At 36.7% G+C, this 13,499-nt stretch carries 7 protein-coding genes and 3 pseudogenes; 5 read left to right on the top strand and 5 right to left on the bottom strand.

Annotated features, from left to right (window positions below; genetic code table 11):
* Positions 1-386 precede the first annotated feature (386 nt).
* Positions 387-1,160 (bottom strand): hydroxyacylglutathione hydrolase, encoded by a 774-nt coding sequence (gene gloB, locus F6K18_RS18375; protein WP_287522721.1) that lies wholly within the window; start codon positions 1,158-1,160, stop codon positions 387-389.
* Between the two features lie 180 nt (positions 1,161-1,340).
* Between gloB and F6K18_RS18370 the strand changes: the two genes are divergently transcribed.
* Together F6K18_RS18370 and F6K18_RS18365 are read left to right on the top strand one after the other, a co-directional pair.
* Positions 1,341-1,562: a hypothetical protein gene (locus F6K18_RS18370; RefSeq protein WP_124143708.1), complete on the top strand. Its 222-nt coding sequence runs from the start codon at positions 1,341-1,343 to the stop codon at positions 1,560-1,562.
* Between the two features lie 555 nt (positions 1,563-2,117).
* Positions 2,118-2,954 (top strand): annotated as a pseudogene (locus F6K18_RS18365) (polyprenol monophosphomannose synthase); the annotation flags it as partial.
* Positions 2,955-3,773: 819 nt separating this feature from the next.
* Here the strand turns inward: F6K18_RS18365 and F6K18_RS18360 are convergent.
* Positions 3,774-4,121: a hypothetical protein gene (locus tag F6K18_RS18360; protein ID WP_192901056.1), complete on the bottom strand. Its 348-nt coding sequence runs from the start codon at positions 4,119-4,121 to the stop codon at positions 3,774-3,776.
* 490 nt (positions 4,122-4,611) lie between these two features.
* Between F6K18_RS18360 and F6K18_RS18355 the strand changes: the two genes are divergently transcribed.
* Entirely contained in the window at positions 4,612-5,631 is a 1,020-nt protein-coding gene (locus tag F6K18_RS18355; protein WP_287522719.1) for a polysaccharide deacetylase family protein, read from the top strand.
* 212 nt (positions 5,632-5,843) lie between these two features.
* Here F6K18_RS18355 and cmoB read toward each other — a convergent pair whose 3' ends face one another.
* The 3 genes and pseudogenes from cmoB to F6K18_RS18340 all read right to left on the bottom strand — a co-directional run bounded on the left by cmoB (position 5,844) and on the right by F6K18_RS18340 (position 10,659).
* Positions 5,844-6,842, bottom strand: coding sequence for a tRNA 5-methoxyuridine(34)/uridine 5-oxyacetic acid(34) synthase CmoB (cmoB, locus tag F6K18_RS18350; protein ID WP_287522718.1), 999 nt, complete (start codon positions 6,840-6,842; stop codon positions 5,844-5,846).
* 558 nt (positions 6,843-7,400) lie between these two features.
* Positions 7,401-8,030 (bottom strand): annotated as a pseudogene (locus F6K18_RS18345) (IS1 family transposase); the annotation flags it as partial.
* 274 nt (positions 8,031-8,304) lie between these two features.
* Positions 8,305-10,659, bottom strand: a complete 2,355-nt coding sequence (locus F6K18_RS18340; protein ID WP_287522717.1) for a GAF domain-containing protein — start codon at positions 10,657-10,659, stop codon at positions 8,305-8,307.
* A gap of 969 nt (positions 10,660-11,628) precedes the next feature.
* Between F6K18_RS18340 and ffh the strand changes: the two genes are divergently transcribed.
* Positions 11,629-13,080, top strand: a complete 1,452-nt coding sequence (gene ffh, locus F6K18_RS18335) for a signal recognition particle protein (RefSeq protein WP_287522715.1) — start codon at positions 11,629-11,631, stop codon at positions 13,078-13,080.
* Between the two features lie 136 nt (positions 13,081-13,216).
* A pseudogene (gene rpsP, locus F6K18_RS36690) lies at positions 13,217-13,486 on the top strand (30S ribosomal protein S16); the annotation flags it as partial.
* Positions 13,487-13,499 lie beyond the last annotated feature (13 nt).

Below are 13,499 nucleotides of genomic sequence, written 5' to 3'. Positions count from 1 at the left end.
TTTTGGAGATGTCTATAAGTAATAACAAGTGCGAAAAAAGAATATTACAAATAATTTGAGTCAATAAAGAGATATTTACCGCTCAACTAAACTTACTCAAACTTACTCAAAAGCCTGAAAGCTTAGTTGAACGCAAGTGGATCGACCACTACAGGGTTAAACGGCAAACCCCAAGAAATACTTAAAGACTATTCCTCCTGACTCTTGGCGAAACTGGAAGTATAGCAATGTGCGCTGGGATATTTACAAATTGCAGGAGGTGTCCAATAGCTATAAAGTGTTATATGATTCCTATGGAATGCTTGGGCAAACAGCTTTTTATTCCCCCAGATGAGCTGTTGCCTATTGCCTGTTGCCTGCGCGCAGCGCTATATTTGTAGCATTCTTTAAAATTGGTCTTTCTTTCCTCGCAAACGGGCAAAAGTTTGTACTGGATCTTGGCTTTTAACCGCTAACTGTAGATTAGGTCGATCCCAACCCAGAAAAGGATTTGTGCGTTTTTCTACACCAATCATTGATGGCACAGTAGCCTCATTCCGACTGCGTGCTGCCTTAACCTCAGCTAAACGAGCTTGTAGGTCTAAATTTTGCTCATCGATTGTTATCGCAAACTGCAAATTCTTCAAAGTGTATTCATGGGCACACCATATTCGTGTATTGTCAGGCAAATTACGCAGTTTACTCAAAGACTGTACCATTTGAGCTGGTGTTCCTTCAAATAAGCGGCCACAACCACCAGCAAATAAAGTATCACCACAAAATAATTCCCCCGCTTCTCCAGCAACTACAGGAGGAAAGTAATAAGCAATATGGCCACTTGTATGACCGGGCACAAATAGAATCTCTCCCTGTCGGTCAGAAAATTGGACTTGATCGCCTTCTTGTAAAAATACCTTTTGTCCAGGAATTCTACCTCGGTCTTCAAATCCGCCATACACTGTAAGTTGAGGAAACTTCTTAATTAACTTTTGATTAGCTCCTACATGGTCTGAATGGTGGTGAGTGTTGAAAATAGCTACCAACTGAGCACCCAATGATTCTAGTTTTTCGGTCACTGGCCTAACTTCTGCTGGATCGACTACAGCCGCAATCTTTTGATTTGGGTCATGTAGTAAAAAGATATAGTTGTCTGAAAGTGCTGGCAGTCGATAAATCTTCATAGAAACTAAATTAATGCCTTATATACAAAATTTTCACTTAGGGATATTATTGCCCTCTTAACTATTAAAATAACTTAGGAATGAGAACAAAGGTAATATTTATTTCTGAGACTACTTTGATCGGGTATATTACTGAACATATAATCAATATCAAAAGTTATATAGAGGATATTAAAGATTATGTTATGGAGTGAGCAAAATAAACCAAATGTGACAATTAATCAAATGGTGAACCGAGTTATTACATCAGGCAAACTTAGTCGCCGGGAACACCTACAACTTACTTCGGCAATATTATGTGGTAAAAACATAACAGATGAAGAACAACATCAAATTAATCAGATATTTGACTTTCTTCAAATTCGTAAAATTAAGTTAGTTGATGATAATTATTATTCATAGATATTTAAGAGTAAAAAATATTAGTAAATACTTGATAGCGTTTATTTCTTGGATTAAGTACAAAATTTAAAATTATAGGGAATAGACAACATGAAAAAGAAAATATAATGTATCAAAAAATGTAGCTATACTTAGGACATAAATTTATTCATATTCTTTGGTTTTTCCTGCGGAGTGCTACGCAAACAACTATTTCATAAGTCTTAGCAATAATTGTGAATGAGATATTTTACCTGCATTAAAATATTATATTTTTTTGAAATTAAAAATAGTCTCAATATTGCATTAATAGCTAAAGAAAGATATACACTGGCAAATTAAATTAATAAAGTACAGTAAGTAATAATTGGCAACTTGATATACAGCATATTTCATATCAGTGAGGTACATCTGTGGTGGGTAAGATGCCCTACCATGGTGGGCAAGATGCCCGCACTGGATCTTTAAAATTTGCACCTCATATACTACCGAATCTGCTGTAAATATAAACCTGACTATATTCTGATTTCTGTTAAACCCACAATTAACTAATACCTCAGATAGAGAAAATTGATAATGAGTGCAACTAAACCAAATTCATTACTAACAGTACCAACAGGTTTATTACAAGTTCCTGCTGTAGTAAAAAATACTATAAAACCAGATAGTCCAGAAATCAAACTTTCTCTGGTTATTCCCACATTTCAAGAAAGTCAAAATATCCCAAAGATTGTTCAAAGACTAACTCAGTTACTAGATACTCAAATTCCCGATGCTTATGAATTAATTGTGGTAGATGACAATAGTCCCGACTTAACTTGGGAGACGGCTCAGAATATGACACCAGAATATCCTCAACTCCAGGTAATGCGTAGGGAAAAAGAAAGAGGACTTTCCACTGCAGTCATTCGTGGTTGGCAAGTAGCAAAAGGAGAAATATTGGGAGTAATAGATGCAGACTTACAACATCCTCCAGAAACTCTCTTAAAACTATTGATAAAAATGGAGCAAGGTGCTGACTTAGCAGTGGCTAGTCGTCACTTTGAGGAAGGAGGTGTCAGTGAGTGGAATATTATTAGAAGATTATTGTCTCGTGGCGCTCAAGTTTTGGGATTAATTATTTTACCTGGAGTCGTAGGGAGAGTCTCAGATCCCATGAGTGGCTATTTTATGGTCCGCCGAAAGGCGATCGCAGAAAAAATTCTTAGGCCAGTAGGGTACAAAATTTTGATTGAAGTTTTAGGTCGAGGCAGTATTTGTTGGGTGGGAGAAGTGGGGTATGTATTTAATGAACGTCTAGAAGGGGAAAGTAAAGTTACCTGGAAACAATATATAGAATATTTACACCACCTACTAAATTTAAGGTTGGCTAGATGGCCTAGTCGATTTATCTGTTTCGGTACAGTTGGTTTTATTGTTTTTAATATATTCTCGCTGTGAACCATATTAGTCTAATACCAAATATCACGCATTTTTGTTACATTTTTTTGAAAGCAGGGAGTAGGGAGTAGGTAAATAACGAATCAGATATATTTACTTCATACAAATAATTGCTAAAAACATTACTGAAGGTGACTTATTACTTAATAACTGAAGTATTCAATAAACATGGGGTGATTTTTAGGAATTGTGATCAGACTACTTCAAAAATTAATAATTAGGGTTTGCTGAAAAGTATTTTAGTAGGGGTAGGAGACAGGAGACAGGAGACAGGAGAAATGGGAATTTAGAGGAAGTAGGAGCTAAGTTTTGTCCCTTGATTTTTCTGTCCAACTATGCGCCTAAAATACTAACTTTTTGAGCGTTTTAGACTGAAACAGGCGCACTTTTTTCGTTCCCAAAAAGGCTAAAGTCTTTATATGTCAATGCTTTTATATTTAATCAGCAAGCCCTAATTAATTATTAACAATGACCTTTACTTGAAAAGAATGAGGATTGATGAAAAGGAAAAATTTTTCTTGTTTGGTGCTTGTAGGGCGACAGTCCGTGGCGCAGTCAATCAGAGACTTTAAACCTTAATTATTAGGTAACATATATATATAAGTTAGAACTTACGCATTGCATTTTTTAGTTATGAACATTGTATTTAGTATAGCACTATAGTTTAACTAAATTTATGTAATGTTTTTGCGTAAGTTCTATAAGTAAAAGAAATTTATAAATTATTCATACTCCTTGTTGCCTCCCTTGATTACTAACAGACTTTAAAACAGATGTAGTATAAGTAGTTTTTCATCCCTGAAAGACAGGGCATTCAAATTCCCAATTACTCTTGGGCAATGATTTTTGGTAGTCCCACCATACCACATAAGACTTTTCTTCTAAGTCTTTAATTTGATCAATAGATACCAACATTGAATCACTCAAACGCACTACCATCTCTCCATTCAAAAGCGCCTGTCGCCATTGTTTTCCTGTCTTCCAAGCATAATATTTGACTCCACTCCAACGAGGATTAACTGGGTATCCGGCAAACCCAGAACGCAATGCAGGAATATAAGCGCTTCTGAGTTGAGTATGAACCAATATTCCTTCCTCTAGTTTAACTACTTTCAGATTTTGATGATCTTGCTTAAACACGGGACTCACCTCCTGCTTGAGAATATGCTTAATTTTTCTTAACTTATCAGACTACAGCCATTATATCACTGAGAATTTCAGATTTTTGATATTGAGGAAAATCTATCTACACAACTATACAAGTAATAATAATTTCCCACTTTCTCAGCCTTAGCATTTTTTGATTGAATAGTATTACACAAATTTAACTCTTATAGATGTAAATTTCATTCACCTTGATACTAATTCAGGAAAATAATGCCTCAATTTATCAGGGGGGATTGTTTATCTTTTTCTTTTAGGTTGAATACACCGCCGTCTATACGGTGTTTACAATTGGTTGGGGTTTGAGTCCCCATCCACTTTTTCCTTTTTCCTTCTTCAATAAGTGGCGATCGTCCACTCCTACGAAACAAAACAAATTTTTTATATTAGTCAGGAAAAAATAGTGATAGTATCATCAATAACTAGCAATAATTCACAGATTTGCGATTGAATATTAGGGAAAGATATGATTAATCAAAAATGGATTCAAGATCAGATTAAGCTACTAAGTAGGAATGTAACTCAATCTTTATTTTCCACTGTAGAGAAGTTAAATTTAACTATTATACATTTGTACAAAAATTGCTTTTTAATTAAGTTTTTACCAAAGTGGATAAGTAAACTTGTATACCTTTCACTAATATTTATAGTCAGTTTAGGTTTGACTGCTGCAGCTATTAAATCTCCGACTGTCAAAATTCCGATTTTTGGTTTCCATGACATTATTGATTTACAGAATCAAGCTGATTTACCACCATATCGCCCTCTTTATGGTATGGATTATACTAAGCAAGATTTAGAAAAGTTTGTAGAGTATTTAGTACAGAAAAATTACTGGTTGTTATCCTCTCAAGATTTATTCGTATATTTTATTAATAAATCTCAACCTATACCAAGTAAACATATAGGTCAAAAACCTGTAATGCTTACTTTTGATGATGGCTATGAAGGAGTGCATAAAAATGGAATGCCCATCTTAGAAATGATGGAAGAAAAATATGGTGAAAAAGTAAGATTTGTTCTGTTTATTAATCCTAAAACTCTGGGAGTTAATAATGGAAAAGATTTACCACATCTTAGTTGTCAAGATTTAAGAGAAGGATATCAGAAAGATTTTTATGATATTCAATCTCATGGATTTACTCATAAAAATTTAACAAAAATTAGCTCCAAGGAATTAGAAGTAGAACTATATTTTGCGAAGTTAGCTTTGAGAAAATGTACTAATGATTTAGATAGGAATAAAATTGTCGCTGCTCATATTGCTTATCCCTATGGTGCCATCAATACAAAGGTGGAAAAAAAGTTACCTAAATATCATCTAACTGGATTTATTTATGATGATAATTTTTTGAAAGTAAATTATCTGAAAAATAAGTTCCGCATTTCTCGAATTACAGTTGGTAGTCGCACATCTCCTTATAAGTTAATCCGGTTAGCAACTCGAGCTTCAACACTCAAAAAAATTCGTAAGTTGACAAAATAAAAATTTAATTATTATAGCACAAGGAAGAAGAAAAAAGGAAGAGGCAGGAAGGCTTAATATCAAGTCTCATTAAGGTGTTTGCTAATAGCAGCCCAGTTAATGTTAATTATTCTTATGTTTACTTCTCTGTACAAGCACCTGGGGAGTATGCGCAAGCAAACGGCCTTTTGCCCCATCACCCCATCACCCCATCACCCCATCACCCCCGCTCATTATTTACGAGCGATCGCATAATAGCGCCAAGGTGCAGGATAACCTTCAATTGTCAACGAAGGGTCTTCAGGATTGAGAAATTCTGACAAACTATCAATATTTGCCCAAGAAGTGCGCCGTTGTTCTGCTACTGACAAAGGTTCGGCAAAAAAACAATTAATATCACTAAACCCCGCTCGCCCTATCCAACTCTCTAAACAAGACTGAGTGGGGAGAAACCAAATACCTCGTGCTTGAGCATAACGTTTCCGAGGTGTTAGAGCTACTGGTAAATCTCCAGGAATGCCTTGACAGTCAATAATAATTTCCCCCTTGGGCGCTAAAGCTTCTCGCATTTTGCGTAGTAAAGCAATAGGGTCAGTGTGATGATAGAGAATACCCAAGCAGAAAATGGTGTCAAAAAATTGAGGGTAATAGTGAATGTGTTCAACTCCCAACAGTTCAAATATCAGCATTTTTTGTTGCACAATATTTTGAATAAGTTGAAAATTCCAAAAATGTTTTGCGTAGGGTTCAAAACCAATAACTAACTCGGGTTGTTGAGCTGCCATGCGGAACATAAAATAACCATTGTGGCAGCCAATATCGGCGACTCTACGATTTTTCAGAGAACTAATATGTGGCAAAATACGCTCCCATTTCCAATCAGAACGCCATTCAGCATCAATGTTTATACCAAATAGTTCAAACGGACCTTTTTTCCAAGGACAAAATGTTTGCAAACTGTTCCGGAACAGTTGTTGTTGCTCTGGGGAGAGTTCCTCAGCACGACCGACTTTTATTGCTGCGCAGGAAAAGTCGAAAAAATGACTTTTGATATCTGTAACTGTTTGTACTGCTTCGTAATACTTTTGAGTAGAGGTTTCAAATAATTTTTTGTGTTTTTCTTGACGGGTTTTTAATATTGCTTCTGTATTGATCGGGATGTCATATTTATATAAATAATCTGAGGGAATATGGCCGATACTATTATTAAACATGAGACTAAATTTAGTCATTATATCAAATCCGTTTAATTGCAAATAGATTCAATGCGAGACGATAGGTCATAGGGAATAGCAGTGCGACCTCGCGGGGGCGACAGATGCACCGCTGTTGCGCACTCGGTGTGAGGGAATAGTAAAATTTTTAGCAATAATTAACATTTAAGGGTTTGGCATCCGCGTACTGATTACTAATGGGACTTACACAAAATAGAAGTCGAAAATAGGCTCAAATATAGACAGGAAGAGGCTTTGACATCAAAAAGGCATAAATCCTTAATTACCAAAGGTTTTAGGCATTTTTAGGCCATTGACGTAATTCCTTTATCTAGACTGACACGAGCGCCATTTTTCGACCTAAAAATGTTTAAGTCCCACTAACTACTGACTACTAAATTGAAGTGAGGTTGTTCAACCGAACTTGGTATTATATCATGTCCGGATAATATACAATCTATAAAACTATGAGATTGACGAGTTCAGTAGAAATATCTTTCTTACCTGATTTTCCCCAACCCCCGACTCCTGCTATCATAATAATAACTTTATGGCGTTGTCAGATTAAAAGATGAATTATAGGGACAGGGTGGGAACAGAGACCTCTTTAAACTTAAGGTAATGAATCAGTAGTCAATTGAGTGCTTTAACATTTCAACAGACTTGGAATAGCACAAGGTTTTGCGATGTAATATAGCTCAGTAATAACGTAAAGGTGTATTTTCTCCCTCTACACCAGTCATGTAAGTCTTGCTCACAATCTGATCTCCTGCCGGAATAAATTTAGTATAAACTGGATTACCATCCCTTACCCAAAAGTAACATTGCCACCAGAAAATAGTCTGCCATCATACCATAAATGTTTCCGCACTATGGTCACCTACAACAAGCCTAAAATACCGGCTGGAAAATTGTCTACAGCAGCTCCTGTGCCAGATTTTATTTTTTTTTCCGACAAAGGTTTCTAGTTGCTCCAATTCTCCGACCTCTGGGATAGTTTCTGCCTCATAGGCATCTGGTAGAAGTGTTCCCACAAGTTTGACCCCATCCATAATCGTTGTGCGTGAAACTCCTGTAATTCTCTCTATGGCAAGAAAACCCATGCCATTAACATACATTTTCCAGCAGTTGCGTTTGGCATCATCACTATATCCGTATGGGTTGATATTCTGGGATCAATTGACGGCCACACTTGACACAGATATATAGCACTGTGCGCAGGCAACAACTCCGGAAGGCAACAGCTCCGGAAGGGGGAATGAAAAACCTATAATATAAGACTTTTAGCTATTGGACAGTTCTTGTAATTTGTAAATATGCCAGGGCACATTGCTATAATTTTGTTTACCTTTTCGCGTGACCATTTTTATGGATGTGGTAACTGTGGCATTCTGGACATTCCATTGCATTTTTCCTTGAACTTTACACGCTGATCATTCTCTCAATCATCTTCTTTTCTGACAACGCCAACTTTATCGACCTACTTAGTAGATGTAGCTTCTTCAGGCAACAGTACCTTTGCTCGAACAAACCGTAAACCACTTACTCCCTGTAGAGGTTCAACCAAACCACTCTCAAATTTATCCTCCACCCAACCTTCACGAACTAGATAACGGAAATACTGTTGATACTCTTGCCACTCTTCATCAGTAGAATAAACCACAGTCAACATCCCTGGCTGAGTTATCCGCTCCTTTGTTTCCTGATCCACACCTTTGTCAATTCGCTTTTTAACAATTTCATAACGAATATCGCGACTACCTTTGACATCAAACAATCTTTCTGTACTTTCATTGTGATAAATATCAATTGTAGAATTCTGCACTAAGATCAGATGCACAACTCCCAAAGTAACTTCCTCAGATTCAGCTTTCAGGCGCAAAATTGTTCTAGCACAATCACAAATTGCTCGTAGTTGCTCATAACGCAAACTACAGAGATGAAATTGACTAAATTTAGGATTAATAGATTTCCCCAGATACATCATGTGGTCTATGCCATCGGTAGCCTCAAAATCACAATGGTGGGGTATAATTTGCTGCATCTGCTTTTGCCACTTTTCCCAAGTATTTTGAAGATGGTAGTTAATTTTGTGCAACATCTGGTCGTAGCGATCGCGAGCTTGATAAACACTATGATGTTCATTGTCACAAGCAGCTAAATAAGCTTCTACAGAAGTTTTGACCGCATCTCCACATTCCAAAAAATAATCAAAGTAATTTTCTAGATGTAAATTTAGATATTCTCTTGCTGTAATTTCACTATCCACTGATACTTTTGCTTCTAGAGACTTAATATATTCCAACAGATCTTGCCGTAGTTGCTGACAAAAAGCACTATCTTTTATTTTACAAACAGTTTCGACAATTGTTAACCCTAAGCAAAATTGTGTCAGCAGATCGGTTTGAATTGCTCGATTGCGTTCGGTGGAAGATCCACGAATATCACAGATACCATAAAGAGGATAGACATCTTCAAAAACGATTATTTCTGGCGGTAATCCCCAACGACGGCGTTCTGCTTCTTGCAAAAATCGCCATTCAACTGCCGGGTGAATATTACGAATATTTGTGAACCGTTGTTGAATTGTTTGACGAACTGCAGTGGTTAAAGGTGAAATAAGTTCCTGAGCGTGTTTGTAATCAGAGGTATAAAAATTGTTGGGGAGCTTGCTGGTTAATCCTACTATTCCCAAAACTGCTTGAAGTCCAGAACTATCTTGTGGACAGGCAGCTTTAATTACTAGAGGAATTAGTAGCAAGGAGCGAACTCCTTTTTGATATAGATTTTGTTCACACTCAGTTTGACAATGTATCTTCAGGTCGGGAATATTCTGAATTTGATTATCTTTAGCAGTTTTGAAGATTGGAGAATCCTGTAGACTCTGCGTGGAATATAGTCCAGGGTAGTTGCTTGTGGTTAAATACTCACTGCTGATGAATAATTTTAGTTGTTTTTCTCCTTCATTGCGCAGTAGAATCATATCATCTGCTCGGAAAAGCGACCGCATTAATTTGTCTATTTGCTCAAATTTCTCTCGCTGCATCAATGATTCTGGTTCCACTAACAGTTGGGTTAGTCTTCGTTTTTGTTCTTGAATAGTTACATCTAAGCCTTCGAGTAAAAATAAACCCTCTAGTTGGAAATTTTCCAATTTTAACTGTTGGGCTAAAATTTCTAGATTTCCCGGTTGTATCAACCAAGCTATTTGTTCAGATGTTGACATTGATTGGAAATTGATATCTGTAAAATCGTCTACAGTTTTCTCAACTCTTTGTACTTTTTGTTGTGAGCAACAAAACCAGAATTCTATATACTGTGGTTCTGAGTTTTGTGGGCAATTAATGGTTGATATGATTGAATAATGTTGAAATTGTAGATTTGCTGTATTTATTTGATAAAGTTCTTTGAGTATCCAGTGCAAAATTTGCAGGCGGTAAATTTTTTCTAGTTCTGTTTTCTCCCAATCACTTACCAACTCATTCAGCTTAATGTTTTGCTTTGATTCTATTTCATCGATCTGATTCATTCCCATTAGCTGGCAAAAAGCACGATTAGCATATTTAATGCTGAGGTTACTTGGTTCTACAATTGCTGTTAATATTCTGCTTTGGTGTGGAAAATCTTCAAGTCGCTCTATTATTTGTCTCCAAATTTTTAGTTGATCGACTTGATTATGGTGATTGGATAGTTGAGATGCTAGAGCTTGCAATAGTTGCTCTATATTGATATCCTCACTGTTTTGATGGTTTGGGATGGAAGAAGTTTTCCCTGGTAAAGCTTTTGTATAATATTTGTTATGTTTATCTGTAATTTTTTGTTTGGAAGTATGCATCTGTTTTACACCTGATGTTTTGAATATTTATTTTATGTATCTATGAGAACCCATTTGGTCTCTTTGCACAGGGTATGTGTTTTTGGCATAGAATTCAGAACTCAGTCCTGGTGAAGTCAGGAAATTCAGAAATAGAATAGGGGAAAAAGCAGATGCGACCCCGCGCCTTCGCACGGGGCAAGGGAACGCGCACCAAGCAGGTAGAAAAATGCTCCCATATCTCTATCTCCCCATCTCCCCATGTTTAAACTATATAAATTAGATAACTCTCAAATGGGTTATATATACGATCTTAAACTAGGCCAAGTTTTTAATGATAGGCCATAAAATCCAAGATCGAAGCTATATATCTGGACAAGTAAGCTTGATACTGGACAAATATTTACTGATAGGTTAATAATATTATGGGTAAAACCACATAAAATGGAAACTATTGACAGAATATATACACTATGGTAGATATAATATAATTAAAGATAAGGATATAGATTAATATTTACGATTTGCTTGAATATTGAGTAGAGTTAAAGTTAGAAAATCGTGATTTATGTTGTTTTGAAGAAGTAAATTATATAATTGTTGTTTTGCTACAAAAAATGCCGAGAAATATCTTGTACTAAAAATATTGAAAGATCTCCAACATTATTGCAGATGTGAAAAAAATATGCGCTGAATTTGCTATATATCTATGAATATCTGAATAAAAAACCAAAATAGTTATCGATTATGGGAATAGGAAATTAGGTTAGGAATAAAAGATTACATTGTTGTAAAAGAGAAAAAGCAATGATTTAACGAAAATTTTTTTTAACTTTAAAGAAGCAATAAATAAAATTTAAACAGAAGCTAACTATCTATATTCAGAACGCTTTGAGTTTCACAGTTGGAAAAAAATTAGGTAAAAAAAAGAAAAAACCTTTCAGATGATATATAATAAAAAACTACTACTAGCTTAGCTGAAATTGCTTTATGTTTGAAGCCCTTGCCGACCGCTTAGAAGTCGCCTGGAAAAAACTAAGGGGTCAAGATAAAATTACAGACTCCAATATTCAAGAAGCCCTACGAGAAGTCCGTCGTGCTCTATTAGAGGCAGATGTTAACTTACAGGTTGTGAAAGACTTTATAGCCGAGGTTAGCAATAAGGCTAAAGGGGCAGATGTATTAACAGGAGTAAGGCCAGATCAACAGTTCATCAAAATAGTCCATGATGAGCTAGTGCGCGTCATGGGAGAAACCAATGCTCCCCTAGCAAAAGCTGAACAAGCACCAACTATTATTCTGATGGCAGGTTTACAAGGGACAGGTAAAACCACTGCCTCAGCTAAATTGGCCTTACACCTACGGAAGCAAGACAGAAGTACCTTGCTAGTAGCTACTGATATCTATAGACCTGCTGCTATAGACCAATTAGTTACGCTAGGTAAGCAGATAGATGTATCCGTATTTGAATTAGGCATAGATATAGATCCTGTAGAAATTGCTCAAAAAGGTGTTGAAAAAGCAAAGACAGAGGGCATAGATACTGTAATTATAGATACAGCAGGTCGGCTACAGATTGACCAAGATATGATGGGGGAGCTCGCCAAAATTAAAGCAGCAGTTAAGCCCCAAGAAACATTGCTAGTAGTGGATGCAATGACAGGTCAAGAAGCGGCAACATTAACCCGTACCTTCAACGATCAAATTGGGATTACAGGGGCAATCCTCACAAAAATGGATGGGGATACAAGAGGTGGGGCAGCTTTATCAGTACGTAGAATTTCTGGTCAGCCCATAAAATTTGTGGGGGTGGGAGAAAAAGTAGAAGCCCTACAACCTTTCTACCCAGAGAGGATGGCTTCTCGGATTCTGGGGATGGGAGATGTACTGACCCTGGTAGAAAAAGCTCAGGAAGAGTTTGACATAGCTGATGCAGAAAAAATGCAAGAGAAAATTCTCTCAGCTAAGTTTGACTTTACTGACTTCCTGAAGCAAACGCGACTGATGAAGAACATGGGTTCTCTGGGAGGAATTATGAAATTAATTCCTGGAATGAATAAATTGAGTGATGATCAGTTGCAGCAGGGAGAAACTCAACTCAAACGCTGTGAGTCAATGATTAATTCAATGACAAAGCAAGAGCGCCAAACCCCAGAACTTTTAGCAAAATCTCCTTCTCGACGAAAACGTATTGCTCGTGGTTCAGGTTATGCTGAAAAAGATGTTAGTAAACTGGTGAGTGACTTCCAAAAAATGCGATCGCTCATGCAACAAATGGGCCAAGGAGGAATGCCAGGTATGGGGATGCCAGGAATGCCAGGTATGGGAATGCCAGGAATGCTAGGAGGGAGAACACCTCCAGGATTGCCAAACTACCCCGGTATGGGTGGTAGCAAAAAGAAAAAGAAGCAGAAAAAGAAAAAGGGCTTTGGGCAACTTTAAGAATACGGTAGCAGGTAGTAAGAGTCCTAAAATATATGGTGGCAAACTGTAAATTTGACAAAAGATACCCAATACTTTCTTCGTTACCATGAAACATAATAGCTTAAAATTTCAAACAGGAGTATAATCACTCGAAATGATCAAACTGCGATTAAAGAAATATGGAAAAAAACGGGAGACTAGCTACCGGATAGTAGCAATGAATAGCAGTTCCCGACGTGATGGCCGTCCATTAGAAGAGCTCGGCTTTTACAATCCCAGAACAGATGAAACTAGACTAGATGTACCAGGAATTACTAGACGTCTTGAACAAGGCGCTCAACCAACACAAACAGTGCGTGACATATTGAGAAAAGCTAATGTCCTTGAATCACCAAGAACCGGAATTAACACCCAAGAGAATGTATCAGTTTCCCATG

The organism is Okeania sp. SIO2C2 (assembly GCF_010692625.1).
Lineage (GTDB): Bacteria > Cyanobacteriota > Cyanobacteriia > Cyanobacteriales > Microcoleaceae > Okeania > Okeania hirsuta.
Note: the sequence above shows the minus strand (reverse complement) of the source record. Positions and strands in the feature narration are given on the sequence as shown.